At 42.4% G+C, this 17,010-nt stretch carries 18 protein-coding genes; all 18 read right to left on the bottom strand.

Features of this window, described 5'->3' with window-relative positions; all coding sequences use genetic code 11:
- Positions 1-127: 127 nt before the first annotated feature.
- Positions 128-400 carry a sporulation transcriptional regulator SpoIIID gene (spoIIID, locus tag ACXAEO_RS20670; RefSeq protein ID WP_474884619.1) on the bottom strand — a complete coding sequence of 91 codons (273 nt, stop codon included), beginning with the start codon at positions 398-400 and terminating at the stop codon, positions 128-130.
- A gap of 530 nt (positions 401-930) precedes the next feature.
- Positions 931-1,806: a peptidoglycan DD-metalloendopeptidase family protein gene (locus tag ACXAEO_RS20665; RefSeq protein WP_474884618.1), complete on the bottom strand. Its 876-nt coding sequence runs from the start codon at positions 1,804-1,806 to the stop codon at positions 931-933.
- Positions 1,807-2,020: 214 nt separating this feature from the next.
- Entirely contained in the window at positions 2,021-3,040 is a 1,020-nt protein-coding gene (spoIID, locus tag ACXAEO_RS20660; protein ID WP_474884616.1) for a stage II sporulation protein D, read from the bottom strand.
- 198 nt (positions 3,041-3,238) lie between these two features.
- Complete coding sequence (gene murA / locus ACXAEO_RS20655; RefSeq protein WP_474884615.1) at positions 3,239-4,546, bottom strand: UDP-N-acetylglucosamine 1-carboxyvinyltransferase; 1,308 nt, start codon at positions 4,544-4,546, stop codon at positions 3,239-3,241.
- Positions 4,547-4,577: 31 nt separating this feature from the next.
- The gene (locus ACXAEO_RS20650; protein WP_474884614.1) at positions 4,578-5,321 is read right to left on the bottom strand and encodes a YwmB family TATA-box binding protein; all 744 of its coding nucleotides are present in this window, start codon (positions 5,319-5,321) and stop codon (positions 4,578-4,580) included.
- Between the two features lie 323 nt (positions 5,322-5,644).
- Positions 5,645-5,881, bottom strand: a complete 237-nt coding sequence (locus tag ACXAEO_RS20645; protein WP_474884613.1) for a DUF1146 family protein — start codon at positions 5,879-5,881, stop codon at positions 5,645-5,647.
- Between the two features lie 140 nt (positions 5,882-6,021).
- Complete coding sequence (nuoN, locus tag ACXAEO_RS20640; protein ID WP_474884612.1) at positions 6,022-7,530, bottom strand: NADH-quinone oxidoreductase subunit NuoN; 1,509 nt, start codon at positions 7,528-7,530, stop codon at positions 6,022-6,024.
- 5 nt (positions 7,531-7,535) lie between these two features.
- Positions 7,536-9,056, bottom strand: a complete 1,521-nt coding sequence (locus ACXAEO_RS20635; RefSeq protein ID WP_474884610.1) for an NADH-quinone oxidoreductase subunit M — start codon at positions 9,054-9,056, stop codon at positions 7,536-7,538.
- Positions 9,053-10,921 carry an NADH-quinone oxidoreductase subunit L gene (gene nuoL, locus ACXAEO_RS20630; RefSeq protein ID WP_474884608.1) on the bottom strand — a complete coding sequence of 623 codons (1,869 nt, stop codon included), beginning with the start codon at positions 10,919-10,921 and terminating at the stop codon, positions 9,053-9,055. Before nuoL ends, ACXAEO_RS20635 begins: the two co-directional genes overlap by 4 nt.
- An 85-nt stretch (positions 10,922-11,006) precedes the next feature.
- A complete protein-coding gene (nuoK, locus tag ACXAEO_RS20625; RefSeq protein ID WP_474884607.1) occupies positions 11,007-11,321 on the bottom strand; it encodes an NADH-quinone oxidoreductase subunit NuoK in 315 nt (104 codons plus the stop codon).
- Between the two features lie 2 nt (positions 11,322-11,323).
- On the bottom strand, positions 11,324-11,833 hold the full coding sequence (locus ACXAEO_RS20620) for an NADH-quinone oxidoreductase subunit J (RefSeq protein ID WP_474884605.1): 510 nt from the start codon (positions 11,831-11,833) through the stop codon (positions 11,324-11,326).
- Positions 11,830-12,249 carry an NADH-quinone oxidoreductase subunit NuoI gene (nuoI, locus tag ACXAEO_RS20615; protein ID WP_474884603.1) on the bottom strand — a complete coding sequence of 140 codons (420 nt, stop codon included), beginning with the start codon at positions 12,247-12,249 and terminating at the stop codon, positions 11,830-11,832. Before nuoI ends, ACXAEO_RS20620 begins: the two co-directional genes overlap by 4 nt.
- A 9-nt stretch (positions 12,250-12,258) precedes the next feature.
- Positions 12,259-13,263, bottom strand: a complete 1,005-nt coding sequence (nuoH, locus tag ACXAEO_RS20610) for an NADH-quinone oxidoreductase subunit NuoH (protein WP_474884601.1) — start codon at positions 13,261-13,263, stop codon at positions 12,259-12,261.
- Positions 13,263-14,363 (bottom strand): NADH-quinone oxidoreductase subunit D, encoded by a 1,101-nt coding sequence (locus ACXAEO_RS20605; protein WP_474884600.1) that lies wholly within the window; start codon positions 14,361-14,363, stop codon positions 13,263-13,265. Before ACXAEO_RS20605 ends, nuoH begins: the two co-directional genes overlap by 1 nt.
- Positions 14,364-14,366: 3 nt before the next feature.
- Positions 14,367-15,500 carry an NADH-quinone oxidoreductase subunit C gene (locus tag ACXAEO_RS20600; RefSeq protein ID WP_474884598.1) on the bottom strand — a complete coding sequence of 378 codons (1,134 nt, stop codon included), beginning with the start codon at positions 15,498-15,500 and terminating at the stop codon, positions 14,367-14,369.
- 3 nt (positions 15,501-15,503) lie between these two features.
- On the bottom strand, positions 15,504-16,016 hold the full coding sequence (locus ACXAEO_RS20595) for a NuoB/complex I 20 kDa subunit family protein (RefSeq protein ID WP_474884596.1): 513 nt from the start codon (positions 16,014-16,016) through the stop codon (positions 15,504-15,506).
- A complete protein-coding gene (locus ACXAEO_RS20590; RefSeq protein WP_474884594.1) occupies positions 16,007-16,381 on the bottom strand; it encodes an NADH-quinone oxidoreductase subunit A in 375 nt (124 codons plus the stop codon). The genes ACXAEO_RS20595 and ACXAEO_RS20590 overlap by 10 nt, the downstream gene beginning before the upstream one ends.
- 223 nt (positions 16,382-16,604) lie before the next feature.
- Positions 16,605-17,009 carry a F0F1 ATP synthase subunit epsilon gene (locus ACXAEO_RS20585; protein WP_474884592.1) on the bottom strand — a complete coding sequence of 135 codons (405 nt, stop codon included), beginning with the start codon at positions 17,007-17,009 and terminating at the stop codon, positions 16,605-16,607.
- Position 17,010: the final 1 nt, after the last annotated feature.

Genomic DNA, 17,010 nt, shown 5'->3' with positions numbered 1-17,010 from the left:
CGTACATATAGTTTATATGTATGTTTGAACGAAAACGGACAAAGAATTCGAGGCATTTCCCCTAGAATCCTTTGTCCGCTCAAGCAGCAAAAAACTGGCTGCTTCCCTCGTTTTCGTTTCAACCGGTTTATTTGACCGTTTCCTCTTCCAACTCCTCCTTTTTGTATTTCAACTTTGTCGCTTCTCCCCCTCGAAGATGCCTGATGGATTTATGATAATCAAGAATTTCTTTCACTTCATTTGCTAGTTCGGGATTAATTTCTGGGAGTCTTTCTGTCAAATCTTTGTGAACCGTACTTTTAGAGACGCCAAATTCTTTTGCAATCACGCGTACTGTTTTCTTCGTCTCTACGATATACTTTCCAATCTTGATAGTTCTCTCTTTGATGTAATCGTGCACACCACTCGCCCTCCCTAGTTTGGATGTGAGAAGCTTGAAATGAGAATCCCCTGGCCAAACCTGAACACCCCATATATCAACATAATGAACTTTCTTCAATTCGTTCTCACCTCAACCATTCTCTTTGTTAGGTTTGTAACATTTTATTAGCTTGGGTAAAGATATATGCTAGAAAACTCAATAAGGACAAGGTTTTTATCAGACTTTTTTGAAAAAATGTTATTTGATTCATTTTTCGCCTCGACCGTCTTCTCATTTGCACACGGCGATTTCAAACAGATATTCACTATTCCTCGGGAAATCTGTCTTGTTGTTCCTCATCTTGTCGAATAAAAAAAGAAGGCATAGAAAAGGAAATTCCGTCTTTATAGCCTTTCCTTCATCCCCATTTTCCCTCTCCGCTCACTCAAAGCTTTAAGCTTGATAAATAAAAAGAACCTGTCATGAAGATTCAATGACAGGCTCTCTTTAAAACAATATGTTCACAGTCTGTTTAAAACTTATCAGCATGCTGTTTAATGAGCGTTTCTTTATGCGTTTTTATCCGCATCGGAAGAACTGGATTCTTCCTGTTTCTTGTTTTGTTCTGCATCTCGGCTGTTCTCTTCTGACGGTTGTTCTTCACGGTCGTCAGATGTTTTCTCGCCTTGTTCAGGTGTATCAGCCGCTTGCTCTTCTTTCTCAGAAGCAGCTTCAGTCGACTCATTTGCTGTTTGATCTTTTATCGTTGCAAGCGGTTTACCGACCACTGCTTGTGGATTAACAGGAACACCGTCTTGTCGAACTTCAAAATGAACGTGCATCTTTGCTTCTTGATTAAATAAGCTTTGTCCTGCTGTTGCAAGGACCTCTCCTTGTTTCACGAGATCCCCTGACTCCACTTCTACATTTGCCAAGGATTGATAATGGGTTACCAGTCCATCTTGGTGGTCCACTTCTACGACATATCCAAGGATGGGATCTTTTTCTGCCTTAATGACGGTACCACTTGCCGCAGCTACTACATCAAAAGATTGTCCATCTTCCATAGTAAGATCAATTCCTGTATTAGGATGGTACGTGTTATTGTAGAACACTAATGCGGCTTCTTGTTCTTCCTGCGTCGCCTGATCATCGTAATAGTTCGTTTGTACGACGATTGACTCTGGGTCTATGACCGGCATCTCTAAAATTTCAAGTTGCTTGCTCACTTCTACAGCCGGTTCTTCTCCACTGTAAGCTGTTCCTTCGGAGAATTCATCCGTTCCCTCTTCGACATTGGAATTGCCGGTTGATTGGAACCAGAGAACCGCTGTTAAAATAAGTGCTGCACAAACTAAATAGATAGCAGGAAATACCCAACGCTTTCGGAAAATTTTTTGGATTGCTGTTGACTGAGAAATACGTTTCTTTTCTTCCTCTCTCATGTTTATCACCTCAGCAACCATTTTGAACAGAACCGCCTTAATATATACACATAGAAAAAAATTTTTTAGATTATTTTTCGACAAAGTCCTTAAAACTATACTTAAAAGTTCTAAAAAATAGGTTTGTTCGACTTTCACAAAAAACGGACCGTTGACTAAAAACCCACGTATTTCTAGGCTTTCGCACGATCCATTTTATATAGACTTTCTCTTATTATTGTTTAGCGGTCAATTTTGTCAAAAAGGAATCGTAAGAAGAAACATTTGCACCTTGATAATAATACGTCACAATTTCTTCGTAATCTTTCCCTTCTGATGCCATCCCGTTGGCTCCGTACTGACTCATTCCAATCCCATGTCCATAGCCTTTTGTCGTAATGACAATTTGATTCCCTTTTCTTGTCCAGTTAAAATCCGTTGAACGTAATTCAAGCTTTTCCCTTATTTCTTTTCCGGTTAGCTTCTTCCCATTGATAGAAATGAGCTTAATTCGCTGTCCTGGTGTGCGCTCAATGATTTTGCCAAGTGTTCCGTCTGAGGATAGCTGAACACCCAGTTTCTTTTCGAATTCTGCCACCTCTACAACCATTTGATCGATAAATTTAGGCGATTCTTTATCCCACGGACTTTCTACACTTTTCAAATAAGGCATAGAATTAGACCAGTATTCTTCAGAATTTTCAGTATAACCATTACTTGTCGAAAAAAAGGCGGCCGTAATGGGAGAATCCTCGTACGTTAAAATTTTTCCGGATGTGGCAGCAACGGCTTGTTCCACCTTCTCCACTTTCCACTCATAATCCATGCCCCATAATTTTTGTAGCTCCTGGCGGTTATAATACACTTGATGAAGGACGGTGTCGGTTACATTCGCTCCATTCGGGACAGACGGATCTGTTGTACTGAGCATTTGTTTGACAATATACGTACGTGCTGCCAAACTTTGAGCCTTTAATGCTTCTAGTTCGAACTCTGCCGGCATCTCTGCCGCTACAACCCCCACCACATATTCTTCAAGTGGAACGTTTTCGATTTGTTCGGCCTTACTTCGGTACACCGCCACTTCAACAGAAGCGCTAGGTTGGTCTGGCACTTTCACTTGCTGTTTTTGAAGGTCCTCGGTTAATTGTCCGCTCGCTTTTTCTGAAAACGGCATGACCAATACTGTTGGAATTAATAAAATGATGATAAATAATACAGATACTAGTACAACAATCGGCTTTACATGTTTCATCCACCATTGATCCTCCATCTGCCTAATTTGAGGAACATCCCCATAATTCATACATATGGAGATGGACAACCATTTATGCCATCAGGTTTGCCAAAGGAGCATCCTGATGACATAACCTTTTAGGTCTATAAAATGCAATAAGCAGCATCGATGACTGAAAAAGGACAAACAAAAAAGGAGCCTGTCGGCTCCTTTTAATTATGCGTTCATATCAGATACTTGCTGAATGGTTTCCGTTTGTCCTGCTTCATCGTTGACACGCTCAATATCAGCGCCTAATGCGGCTAGTTTTTGGTGGAAATCAACATATCCGCGGTCTAAATGTTTTAATTCAGTGACACGAGTATAACCATCTGCTACAAGCCCCGCTAATGTCAAGGCAGCTGCAGCACGTAAATCTGTCGCGGCTACTTCCGCACCTTGAAGTTCGCTTGGACCATTAATAATAACAGAACGTCCTTCGATTTTAATATCCGCGTTCATTCGACGGAATTCTTCTACATGCATGAAACGATTCTCAAATACTGTTTCGGTAATCATACTTGTGCCTTTGGCTGCTAATAATAACGCCATCATTTGAGATTGCATATCCGTTGGGAAGCCAGGATGCGGCATTGTTTTAATGTCGACTGCTTTCAACTCTTCTGGACCGATAATACGTAGCCCATCTTGTTCCTCAATGATGGTAACACCCATTTCTTCCATTTTCGCTACAAGAGAGCTCAAATGTTCTGCTACGGCACCTTTTACTAAGACGTTTCCGCCTGTGATAGCAGCTGCGACCATAAATGTTCCTGCTTCAATACGATCAGGAATAATATGATGTGTCGCACCGTATAATTTAGAGACACCCTCAATACGAATTGTACCTGTTCCAGCACCTCGTACTTTCGCACCCATTGCGTTTAAGAAGTTGGCTAAGTCAACAATTTCTGGTTCCTTTGCCACGTTTTCAATAATGGTTGTGCCTTCTGCAAGTGTCGCCGCCATCATGATGTTTTCAGTTGCTCCCACGCTTGGGAAGTCCAAATAAATCTTCGCGCCGCGTAATTTTCCGTCTACTTCCGCATCAATGAATCCATTTCCTACCTTTACCTTGACACCCATTGCTTCAAAGCCTTTTAAATGCTGATCAATTGGTCGTGATCCAATTGCACAACCTCCAGGCAATGCTACACGAGCTTTACCTGTGCGGGCTAACAGTGAACCCATAACGAGTACAGATGCGCGCATTTTTCGAACATATTCAAAAGGTGCATCTGTCTTCAACTCCCGAGATGCATCTACAATAACACGATTTTGTTCAAAATCGACCTCCGCGTTAAGGTAACGTAGTACCTCGCCAATCGTAAATACATCGGAGAGAGCAGGTACATCATTTAGAACCACTTTTCCTTCACTAGCTAATAAGGTTGCAGCGATAATAGGCAAAACAGCATTTTTGGCACCTTCAACTTTTACAGTACCGCTCAGCCTTTTTCCGCCGCGGACGATGATTTTTTCCAAGGTATTCCCCTCCGCGTCCATTTTCTCTATATTAATATTCAGACGTGATAATAGGTGTGCCAACGATAAAGGTCGTCTCACCGCCCATTCCCATCTTTCTCATTCCTATTTGCAGATTCATTCTATGCTGTCCTATTGAAAGAGCTTCTTCCCACATTTCAGTATATGCGGACATAGAGACAAATGACTCCTCCACCAGAGCCTCTGTCGGTTCAGCCTGAAACTCTTTTAAGAGTTGTCTGACTTTTAATGACAAAACACTTTCAATCTTATCATTGAACTGTCCCTTCACACAAGAGAAAATTACGGGATTGGATGTGAAAAGTTTCTGATAACGACTATCGTATAAATTAAGGTACTTTTCACTCTCTTTCCAGTCCTTTCCCTTAGCACTATATAAAAGGTACGTATAAGTTCTTTCTTTTTTAGGGGTCCAAATCAATTGAATGGTTTCTTCTATCCCTATGTCTTCATGTTGAAAGGTTCCGATCGCTCTCCATGCTTCTCTTTCCCTTTCTTGACTCCAAGTGAAACCTTGAAATGTTTGTTTTAACTCCAATATTGTTCGGTCGAAATCGTTCTCTGTCATCACAGACGAAACAGGCTCCCGAGCGTACAACGACCACTCTTCCAGTTCGACCGGCTGCTCTTTTAGCACATTCATGATGGCCCCAAGTGCCGGCTCTTTCTGTTTTCCTGTACTTGCATAACTCTCATGATAAATGAACAATCCTATAAAAAAAATAGATAAAAAGACACTAATTTGTTTGTTCATACCGCCACTCCCTCTCCTTATTCATCATTTTCTCCCGAATAAAGAAAGGCATACATAAAAAAACTCGCCAGCATATGACATACATAGTAATGAGGAATGGTGCCATATTAAGTTTATAATGAAAAAAAGAAGAGGGTTCTGAAAACAAGAATGATTTCCTCTTTTCAAGAACCCTCAGCCTTCATTAACCATCTATGAAATTTTAGCAAATAAGACGTTTTGAACAACGACCTTTGCTGTATAAAAAGAACGTTACATATTTTTGGGACTTATTGGACAGCCCCTATGTACTTCACCCAATGTACCTCTTCAAAAACGAGGGATTAGTAAAAAAGAGCTGGAATTCTTTGAGACCAAAATAAATAGTCCAAAAAGAAGTTACTAACAGCTGACCCTACTGCAATCGTTAATAGTACCATTAAAAGTCGTGCTTGAATGACTTTATTTTTTTTTATCAATTTTTCCAATTGAAATCCTTGCAGCGCCCACCACGTAACAGTAATAAAAAATAAATGAGAGCACAGCGTCATAATAGCTTGCTGGCCTACTCCAACTAACATAGTCTACACTTCCTTTTATGCATCCAAACTACTTATGAAATCTGTAACCTGACATCACAAAGGTTACGTTACCAGTTTAACATAAGGAGATACGAAGGTGACACCCTTTTACATGAGCAGAAAAAGGCGTGGCCTCGCCCTTATGAAAAGAAATCCACCAGTGTTCCTAAATGCTCAAAGAAAAAGGAATAGGCAAGATTCGGGAAAATCCCGAGCAAAATGGTGCCACCTGCACAAAGCGTAAGGGGGATGATTAAAACACGCGGAAACCCGACACGCCCCTTCTCGCTCGCAGGTCGAAAGAACATTTGAACAAAAAGTCCGAAATAGTAATAGTACGATACAACAGTTGCGACGGCCATAATACCCGCTAGCACATAATGGGCTGGCTCTTTCACAAGGGCGCCCATAAAGATGTTCATTTTGCCAATAAATCCTGCCGTTCCAGGAATGCCCGCCAACGATAATAAAAAGATGGCCATCGTAATCGCCAGTACTGGAGACTGCCGATATAAACCGCTAAAGCTGCCGATATCCTCCGATTGCTTCTGAAGCGTTACAGATTGAATGACGGTAAAAGCACCAATATTCATAAAGACGTAAGCCATTAAATAAAACCACATCGCGTCTAACATAAAAGGAGATAGCGTAGCAAATGCGACAAGAATGTAGCCAGCTTGGGCGATGCTTGAGTAAGCAAACAGGCGCTTTACATTTTGCTGTTTCAACGCCACCGCGTTTCCAATGACCATCGTCAGCACCGCTAATATCACGATATAATCCTGCAAAGCTACTAACAGCGAGGTCTCTCCATTTTGTACCGGAACATTTGTAAATACGGTGAGAAACATTCGAAATAACATTACGAAACCAGCTGTTTTTGACACGACGCTTAAAAAAGCGGCGACTGGTATAGAAGCCCCTTCGTACACGTCTGGTGCCCACATATGAAACGGCGCAGATGCTAATTTAAATGATAACCCGACAAAAATCATGAGAAAGGCAATCGCTAATAGAAATTCATATTGAACAGGCATCGACTGGTTTAGGCGAACGGCAATCTCTAACAGACGTGTTGACCCCGTTAAACCGTATACATAGCTCATCCCAAACAAAATAAATGCCGTCGAAATTCCCCCGTTAATCATATACTTCATAGAAGATTCATTGGATTTTTGATTGTTTTTTTGGATCCCCGCTAAAATATAGGAAGAAAGAGACAAAAGTTCCAGTCCAATAAATAACGTAATTAAGTCCCCGCTCGACGCCATCATCATCGCACCTAGCAGCGCGGTGAGAAATAAATAGTAAAATTCTCCCCGATATAACATCGATTGCTTCTCTGCATAGGCCATGGCCAAAAATAGAACAAGTCCGGCACCCGTCAGCAAGACGAGCTTGAACAACTTAGCAAAAGCGTCTAGTCGAAATGTATCCTCTAATATTTGTCCAGATGGATCATCCAACAACAGAATTAATGCCCCTATCGCCGCTAACACACCAGCTGCTCCTATATACCCAAGGACCTTATGGTGAACTTTTTTCCCTCCGAAAAGATCGATTAGAGATAATAAGATAGACGTTCCTAAAATAATAAATTCCGGTGTCATTAACGTCCATTCGTAACTCATCAATGTTTCCATATCCACGCCGTTCACCCCCCGTTTCCTAAATTAATGGATTGAATGGATGGCTGAATTAATTCAGTCAAAATAGCCGGATAGATTCCAATTAATACGATAAATCCCAGCAAGACAGCAGCCGGTATGAGTTCGATTTTCTTTAAGTCTGTCACCTCTTCATAAGATGAGCGGCTATGACCAAATGTCATATTCAACACCGCTTTTAACACATACACAGCCGTCATAATAATCCCTAACGTCCCGACTGCTCCAAGGACCGGCATCGCTTTAAACAGCCCAAGAAAGGCCATAAACTCACTAATAAAACCAGACATACCCGGCAACCCAATTGAAGCAAGAGCACCAGCCAGCAAAAAGCCGGAGGCCGTTGGCATTACTTTCGCAAGACCTCCCAGTCGCGGAATCGCCGACGTGTGAACGCGCTCATAAAACACACCGACAAGGAAAAACAGCAAAGCAGATATAAAGCCATGTGACATTACTTGAAAGACAGCCCCCTGTACCCCAGCTTCATTTAAAGAACCTAATCCAATCAGCACGATCCCCATATGCGACACGCTCGAGTAAGCTAACACTTGCTTGAAATCCGTTTGAATGAAGGCAAGGAAAGCCCCGTACAGCAAATTCACAATGCCCAATATGATGACCATCCCCGCAATCGCTTGAAACTCTTGAGGAAACAGTCCTAATCCAAAGCGGATTAATCCGAACGCTCCAATTTTTAGAAGGACACCGGAATGAAGCATCACAATGGATGGAGGCGCTTGAACGTGTACATGGAGCATCCACGTATGAAGCGGAACAATCGGAAGCTTAATTCCAAATGCCACGAACAGGGCAAGCAACAAACCAAATCGCACAGACGATGATAAAGGTAGCAACGTTTGTCCCTCTGCCCCTGGCGCTAAAAGAACTGTCAGCATCGCAATGTTGGACGTCCCTGTTCTCGCAAGTAACGTCACAATCACCATTAATAAAAGAGCCGAACCGAGGCCGTTGTATAACAAAAAAGTATAGGCAGCCTTTTCCCGTTCAAAATAACCCCATTTTCCAATCAGAAAGAACATCGGAATGAGCGTTAGCTCAAAAAAGATAAAAAACAAAATCAAATTTTCAGCAGCAAAAACTCCTAGCATCCCTGTTTCTAATAAAAGAAACAGCATAAAGTAACCTTTCCACTCATGCTTAATGTACATAGAAGCAATGGCAGCCAGACTACATAATACGGCTGTTAACAAAATCATCGCCAAAGACAAGCCACTTATCCCTAGTTCATAGCGAACGGTAAAAGCTCCTTCTAGCATCGGAAAATTTCCAAATTGAAACCAGTTGTACACTTGGGTAAACTCGTCGTAAGTTGCCCCCGATTGAAGCCGACTATAAAGCCAAGACGCTAATATGAGTGGAATAAGTGTGGCAAGAACCCCAACCCGTTTAATGAGTACTTCCTTTGCCCTTGGGATAAAAAATAAAACCACTATACCGAGAAACGGGGAGAACACAAGCCATGATAAGAAATAAGATTCATTCAAATGAAATACCCCCCTGACAGTGCAAGTATAAGGACGAGTATAGCAAGACCGAGAAATGCAACCGTTCCGTAACGCTGAATCTGACCATTTTGAAGATGTGAACCACTCTTTCTCATTCCTTCTACAGTAGCTACAGCGAAGGCAATCAGCCCCTTCACTAAAAATTCCTCGATGAAGCGACAGAAAAGACTAATGAAGTGGACGAAACGAACAATGGTTGCCTCATATAGTTCATCCACATAATATTTGCTAGTTAACATCGCATACGTCATTGGAAGCGCCCCGCTCAGCCAATCTCTTGACCAATCCTTTCGACCGTACATTTTGTACGCAAGGAACATCCCGAGAAAAGATACCCCAGTTGTCAGCCACATGATCCACCCAGGTCCTTCTGTATGGCCGCTCCCTAGCTCTGGACGATGTTGTGTGAGCCAATCCCCAAGGAACGTGCCCGTCCAAGGTGTTTGAACGTATCCTGCACAAACAGCCAGAACGGCGAGCACCATCATCGGCCAAATCATCACAGTTGGTGATTCTTGAATGGTGTTCCCTTTCTGCGGATTCTCTCCCCAAAATACGAGAAAGAACAGACGGAACATGTAAAAGGAGGTCAGCAATGCAGCCAGAACGGCAAGAAGGAACAGAACATCATTCCCGTGGACCCAAGTTGCGATCAATATTTCTTCTTTGCTGAAAAAGCCTGAAAAGAAAGGTACGCCACTAATGGCTAATGTACCAGCAAGAAACAGAAGGCCCGTGAGGCGAGTGTGATGCCAAAGTCCGCCCATTTCTTCTATGTTCTGTGTATGTACAGCATGAATGACACTCCCTGCTGCGAGAAATAATAACGCCTTAAAAAACGCATGCGTCATCAAATGGAACACACCTGCTGTATAGCCTGCCGACCCGAGCGCCAGCATCATATACCCGAGCTGACTGACGGTTGAATAAGCTAAGATTCGTTTAATATCTGTTTGAACAAGACCAATGGATGCAGCAAACAGAGCCGTCACCGCTCCAACCGTTGCCACAACGGTCATCGCCGTTTCACTCGCAGAAAATAACGGAAACATCGTTGCCACTAAATACACACCCGCCGCCACCATCGTTGCCGCATGAATTAATGCTGATACAGGCGTCGGCCCTTCCATCGCATCCGGCAGCCATGTATGAAGCGGAAGCTGACCCGATTTCCCGACGGCGCCGACAAAGATTAATAGACTCGTCAACGTCAGCATTTCAGGAGAAATTTGACCTGTTTGAACCGCTTCAAAAATCACCACATATTCAAAGCTCCCAGTTTGCCAGAATAATAGAATCATACCGATAAAAAGACCTACATCCCCGATGCGCGTCATGACAAAAGCTTTTTTAGCTGCTGCTTTTGCTGCTTCTTTATGAAAATAAAACCCAATTAGAAGGAAAGAACCAACCCCGACAAGTTCCCAAAACATGTACAATTGAAGCAAGTTCGGAGATAAAACAAGTCCAAGCATGGCAAACGTAAATAAACTAAGATAGGCGTAAAATATATGAAAACGCCCGTCGCCATGCATGTATCCTTTGGAATATACTTGAACTAAAAAACTAACTAGAGAAACGATGACCACCATTAAGGTATTTAACGGATTGACTTCGAATCCCATCGTAATGGCAGTATCACCGATTTGGAACCATGTACCTTCTGCCTTATAAGTCGGCCCCTGCAATTGATTGATTAATACCAAAACAGAGAAGACAAAGGAAAGGAGTGTAAAAGCCATTCCGATGTAAGCACTATTTTCCTTCAGACGCTGACCAATGAGAAGAAGGAACAAAAACGAGATAAGCGGAAAAACCGGTATCAGCCAAGCATTCTCCATCATCGTATTCCCCATCCCCTTTTCTTTGTATAAAGCAACGGTTTGTACTACAAAATGATTATTTCTTCACCGCTGACATACTCTTTTTTTAATGTTTCATCGAATCCATTTCATCAATATGGATGGTCTTTTTATGACGATAAAGAGAGATTAATATCGCCAATCCTACTGCTGCCTCTGCGGCTGCAATCGTAATAGTAAACAGTGAAAAAATTTGACCGGTAATCCCCGGATTCGCTCCATGTCTACTAAACGCAACTAAATTTAAGTTCACGGCATTGAGCATTAATTCGATGGAGATTAACACAATGACTGTATTGCGCTTCGTCAGCGCGCCGTAAAGACCGATGCAAAATAAAATGACCGCTAAAACAAGATAGGCCGAAAGAGGAATAGTACTCATATTCACTCAGCCTCCTCTTCTTTTTTCGCTAAAATAATAGCACCAATTAAGGCCACGAGCAGAACCACAGATGTGAGTTCAAACGGGATAATGTATTTAGAATAAAGGGCGAGGCCAATTTGTTTTGTATTTTCTTCATGAAGGGTTGTCGCCTGTTCGCCAAACGATAAGCCTTGAACCCCTAAAAATAAGATAAGACCAAAGCTCAAAACCCCGATCAACACAGACGCCTTTCTTCTCCGACTGACATGGTTTTCTTCTTCATCTTCATGCTTTGTCAACATGATTCCAAAGAGCATGATAATGGTAATGGCCCCTGAGTAAATTAAAATTTGGACGACAGCAACGAATTCAGCGGACAGTAGCACGAATATGCCGGCGATACTAACAAATGTAAAGACAAGGGCGACCATCATATGAACCACTCTTGTCAGTTGAATCATAAGCATCGCCCCGATAATGGCCGTCAATGCTAGACCTACAAAAGCTAAAAACTCTCCGGACCACATCATACCTTGTTCTCCTTTCTTACATTTTGATCATTTTCATCCAGCCATTCCAAATTTTTAAATAACGCATCCCGGCTATATTCAGCGAGTTCAAAGTTATTCGTCATGACAATGGCTTCAGTCGGGCAAACTTCCGTACATAAATCACATAAAATACAAATCTCAAAATTGATGTCGTATGTGTCTATGACTTTTCCTTTTTTCGTTGGATCTGGGTGCTTTTTCCCCGTCAATTGAATGCAGTCAGTTGGACAAATATTGGCACACTGATTGCATACGATGCATTTTTCTGGATAAAATTTTTGAATGCCGCGAAAACGGTCCGGCAATGGCAGCGGCTCGTTCGGATAATCATACGTCACTTTCTTCTTCGTTAAGTTTTTTAACGTGTAAGCTAATCCCTTTGCTAATCCAAACATGTTCTCACCTCACTTAAAAAACAGTTCTTTGACAACAGCTGTGATAAAAATGTTTGCTAAGGCAACGGGCAATAACACCTTCCAACCAAACTCCATCAACTGATCTGCCCGTAAACGCGGAAACGTAATCCGAAACCAAATAAGCAAAAACACTACTGAACTGAACTTCAACGCAAACCAAACAGCGGACGGAATAAAATCTAAAAACCATACTGGGTGCCATCCCCCTAAAAACAGTACAGTCGTCAGTGCTGCCATCGCAAAGAAATATACGTATTCCGACAGCATAAAGAAAGCCCAGCGAAACCCTGAATACTCAACATGAAAGCCTGCCACCAGTTCTGATTCCGCTTCCGGCAAATCAAACGGGGTACGATTCAACTCTGCCACAGCGGCAATTAAAAAGACGAGAAAGGCAACCGGCTGTAAGAAAATAAACCAAACTTGTTCTTGCGCCGCCACAATATCATGTAAATTTAAGCTTCCTGTTAATAAAACAACGCCTAGCACTGACATAACGAGCGGTATTTCGTAGGAAATCATTTGGGCCGCCGCTCTCATCCCTCCAAGAAGCGCATATTTATTATTGGAAGCCCATGCCCCTGTTACCACCCCAACAGTTGATAATCCGGATATTGCAATGTAATAAAGCAATCCAACGCCAATGTCTGCAAATTGGACATGCTCTGTAAACGGGATAACCGCAAGCACCATAAAGGCCGGAGCGAAGGCAATTACTGGAGCTAAAATAAACAGCGGACGGTCAGCTAATTTCGGAATCGTGTCCTCTTTCAGTAAAAGCTTTAAGACGTCTGCCACCGTTTGGAGCAATCCCCATCTTCCTCCAACGTGATTCGGGCCGATACGCCCTTGCATGAACCCCATTACTTTTCGTTCAGCTAAAATGCCATATGTCACAAAGCCTAATACAGCCATTAATAGCGAAGCGCCTAATCCAAAAAAAATGAGGAAATTATTCCACCCAGGCGTTGACTGAAGAAGCTGTTCAACCATTAGCCATCAACCTCCCCAAGCACAATGTCAATGGCGCCTAGAATGGTAATTAGATTGGCCATGTTTTCTCCTTTCAGCAACTTCGGTAAAATCTGAAGGTTATAAAAAGAAGGGCGCCTAAACTTTAAACGATACGGTTCTTTTTTTCCTTCACTGGCAATATAACAACCTATCTCCCCCCGCGGTGATTCAATCCGAACAAATGTCTCGCCTTTTGGTGGTTTAATAATTTTAGGGACCTTGGCGATCACTGCTCCGCTCTCAGGAAACTGCTCAACTGCCTGCTCTACAATTTTTAATGATTCTTCTATCTCTTCCATCCGACATTCATATCTGGCAAAAGCATCTCCTTTTTCCCGTACAGGAACGTTAAACTCAAAACGATCGTAAATGGAATACGGTTCATCCTTCCGAAGGTCCCACTGGACCCCTGTACATCGTAAATTAGCCCCGCTTAACGAGTAATTGAGTGCTTCCTCTTTCGTATAAATACCTACCCCTTTCACACGATGAAGAAAGATTTCATTCCCCGTTACAAGATGGTGATAGCCCTGTAATTGTTCTCTCATGTAAGGAACAAATTCCCGAACCTTCTCAATCCATCCCTCCGGCGCATCCCATTTCACCCCGCCAACTCTCATATAGTTAAAGGTCAAACGCGCTCCGGATAGCTCGGTTAGAAGATTAATAATCATCTCTCGTTCCCGAAAAGCGTATAAAAACGGACTGACCGCCCCAATATCTAATAAATACGTTCCCCACCATACAAGGTGACTGGCAATGCGACCAAGTTCCATAGCAAGCACGCGCAAATACTCTGCCCGCTCCGGCACTTCAATGTCCATCATTGTTTCCACCGCATGACAGATGACATAATTATTAGTCATAGCCGATAAATAATCCATTCGGTCTGTATATGGGATGATTTGAGTATATTGAAGGTCTTCTGCTAACTTTTCTGTCCCGCGATGAAGGTACCCAATTACCGGTGTCGCTTCTTTAATAATCTCACCGTCAATTTTAAGGACAAGACGAAATACACCGTGTGTGCTCGGGTGCTGCGGACCAACATTTAACAGCATTTCTTCTGTTCGGATCATTTGTCATACCTCCACATCATACGGCTCATAATCTTTTCGTAAAGGATAACCTACCCAGTCATCAGGAAGCATAATCCGTTTCAAATTGGGGTGCCCTTCAAAGACCATACCTAACAAGTCGTACGTTTCCCGTTCCGGCCAATCTGCCCCCGCCCATAAGGGAGCGATAGACGCAACCGTTCCTTCTTGCCGATCTACCTTCGTTTTCAGCGCAACAGACTGCCTGCTCTTATAAGAATAAAGGTGAACATAAAGTTCAAAATGAGTTTGAAAATCGGTTCCATGAAGGTCAGACAAATAGTCAAAGTCTAGCTGTTCATGAGCTTTAAGGAGCTCTGCTACTTGAAAATATGCGTCCGCTTTCGCCACAAGAGTCGGAACATCTTTAGAAAGACGATTAATATAATAGTCTTCTAAAACTTCTGTTCCGAGATGATCTTGGATGACTTTTACATACTGATTTAGAAGTGGTTGGTGAGGGGATGGCTGTTGTTCTTGTTGAGGTTCTTCTGGAGCAGCCAAGCTGGCCGCTTTTGCTTTGGCAGCTGCGGCAGCTTTCGCCTTCGCTGCAGCAACAGCTTTTGCTTTTTCTCTTGCCAGTTCTTCTTCGCTTTTGTCAGTGGATTGAGCAGCTTTCTGTTTAGCTAAAGCTTGCGCCTTCGCTTTTGCCGCCGCTGCTGCTTTTTTCTTCGCTAGTTCAACAGCGTCTTCGCTTTCTTCTTTTGACTCTTCCTTTTCTTTTTGTTTCAACAACGCTTGCGCCTTTGCCTTTGCCGCCGCTGCTGCTTTTTTCTTCGCTAGTTCAACAGCGTCTTCGCTTTCTTCTTTTGACTCTTCTTTTTCTTTTTGCTTCAACAACGCTTGCGCCTTTGCCTTTGCCGCCGCTGCTGCTTTTTTCTTCGCTAGTTCAACAGCGTCTTCGCTTTCTTCTTTTGACTCTTCTTTTTCTTTTTGCTTCAACAACGCTTGCGCCTTTGCCTTTGCCGCCGCTGCTGCTTTTTTCTTCGCTAGTTCAACAGCGTCTTCGCTTTCTTCTTTTGACTCTTCTTTTTCTTTTTGTTTCAACAACGCTTGCGCCTTTGCCTTTGCCGCCGCTGCTGCTTCTTTTTGCTGCTCCAGCGATTTATGTTCACTCATTGATTACATCACCCGCTTTCCTGTTTTGGCTTCATAGCGTATTTTTTCTTTTAATTTATTAATACCGTATATTAAAGCAGCTGGATTAGGGGGACACCCTGGGATATAGACATCCACTGGTACAATTTGATCCACTCCTTTTACCACCGCATAAGACTTCACGTACGGACCCCCCGCAGTAGCACAGGACCCCATCGCAATAACCCACTTCGGTTCAGGCATTTGATCATACAGTCGCTTAACAATCGGAGCCATTTTCTTGGTAACGGTTCCAGAAACAATCATCACGTCAGATTGCCTTGGTGACGTTCTAAAAAAAGAACCGAAACGATCTAAATCATAATGGGAGGAACCAACCCCCATCATTTCAATGGCACAGCATGCCAGTCCAAACGTGAGCGGCCATAAAGAATTGCTTCTAGCCCATGCCTTCAACTGCTCCAACGTTGTTAAAAAGACGTTTCGTCGCATTTCTTCCAATTCTTCTTTTGACATCTGCTCTAAATTTAATTCCATTTCAGCACCTTCTTTTTCCAAGCATAGATTAATCCAATTAATAGCATAAAAACAAAGATGAGCATTTCAATTAAAGCAAACAGACCCAGTTCATCATAAGCAACTGCCCAAGGATACAAAAAAACCGTTTCCACATCAAAGATGACAAACATTAACGCAAATATATAATACCTGACGTTAAATTGGATCCTTGCTTCATGAAACGGTTCAATTCCACTTTCATATGTTGTTTGCTTAGCGGTAGTAGGTGCATGTGGTCTGAGAAGTTTCCCTGCTGTTAAAGCCACGACAGGAAGTAAAATTCCTAAGAGAAGGAAAACAAACACCATAGTATAGCTGTTTAAATATGTATTTAGGATGCTCATGAATATGCCTCCTTTCTAATTATCTAAAAATTGGGAAATATCTTGATACTATTATAACAAATCATCCTAAACGTGTCGACAGCGTATCGATTTCGATTGCCTCTCCTATCTTTATCACTCTTACATAATAGATATATTTGATTCTATTCGATATCATCCATTAAACATTTAGATTTAGATACATTCAAAAAAGCATCGTACATTATGTACGATGCTTTTTTGGTTAAAATTGACGTTGACCTACCTCAATACGGTTGATGGCACGCTTGAGTGAAAGTTCAGCACGCTTAAAATCAATATCATCCTGCTTGGATTGCAAACGTTGTTCGGCACGTTTTTTCGCTTCTTGTGCACGGTTGACATCAATTTTTTCTGCCCGTTCAGCAGACTGTGCTAAAATCGTCACTTTATCCGGTCTTACTTCAAGAAAGCCGCCGCTAACAGCTACAAGCTCAGTGCTGCTTCCTTTTTTCAAGCGAACAGCTCCGATTTGAAGTGGAGCCACTAATGGGATATGTCCTGGCAAAATTCCAAGCTCACCACTTTGAGCTTTTGTGCTTACCATTTCCACATCGGCTTCATAGACTGGGCCATCAGGAGTCACTACACTGACATTGATTGTCTTCATT

It is taken from the genome of Bacillus sp. ABA4_010, assembly GCF_056159105.1.
The sequence above is the reverse complement of the archived record's forward strand: the minus strand, read 5'-3'. Positions and strand labels throughout refer to the sequence as shown.

Bases quoted from the DNA above. Each gene is read 5' to 3' on its own strand.
- ACXAEO_RS20665 (WP_474884618.1), bottom strand. From the start codon at position 1,806: ATGAGAGAGGAAGAAAAGAAACGTATTTCTCAGTCAACAGCAATCCAA.
- spoIID (WP_474884616.1), bottom strand. From the start codon at position 3,040: ATGAAACATGTAAAGCCGATTGTTGTACTAGTATCTGTATTATTTATC.
- ACXAEO_RS20650 (WP_474884614.1), bottom strand. From the start codon at position 5,321: ATGAACAAACAAATTAGTGTCTTTTTATCTATTTTTTTTATAGGATTG.
- ACXAEO_RS20645 (WP_474884613.1), bottom strand. From the start codon at position 5,881: ATGTTAGTTGGAGTAGGCCAGCAAGCTATTATGACGCTGTGCTCTCAT.
- nuoL (WP_474884608.1), bottom strand. From the start codon at position 10,921: ATGATGGAGAATGCTTGGCTGATACCGGTTTTTCCGCTTATCTCGTTT.
- nuoK (WP_474884607.1), bottom strand. From the start codon at position 11,321: ATGAGTACTATTCCTCTTTCGGCCTATCTTGTTTTAGCGGTCATTTTA.
- ACXAEO_RS20620 (WP_474884605.1), bottom strand. From the start codon at position 11,833: ATGATGTGGTCCGGAGAGTTTTTAGCTTTTGTAGGTCTAGCATTGACG.
- nuoI (WP_474884603.1), bottom strand. From the start codon at position 12,249: ATGTTTGGATTAGCAAAGGGATTAGCTTACACGTTAAAAAACTTAACG.
- nuoH (WP_474884601.1), bottom strand. From the start codon at position 13,263: ATGGTTGAACAGCTTCTTCAGTCAACGCCTGGGTGGAATAATTTCCTC.
- ACXAEO_RS20605 (WP_474884600.1), bottom strand. From the start codon at position 14,363: ATGATCCGAACAGAAGAAATGCTGTTAAATGTTGGTCCGCAGCACCCG.
- ACXAEO_RS20600 (WP_474884598.1), bottom strand. From the start codon at position 15,500: ATGAGTGAACATAAATCGCTGGAGCAGCAAAAAGAAGCAGCAGCGGCG.
- ACXAEO_RS20595 (WP_474884596.1), bottom strand. From the start codon at position 16,016: ATGGAATTAAATTTAGAGCAGATGTCAAAAGAAGAATTGGAAGAAATG.
- ACXAEO_RS20590 (WP_474884594.1), bottom strand. From the start codon at position 16,381: ATGAGCATCCTAAATACATATTTAAACAGCTATACTATGGTGTTTGTT.
- ACXAEO_RS20585 (WP_474884592.1), bottom strand. From the start codon at position 17,009: ATGAAGACAATCAATGTCAGTGTAGTGACTCCTGATGGCCCAGTCTAT.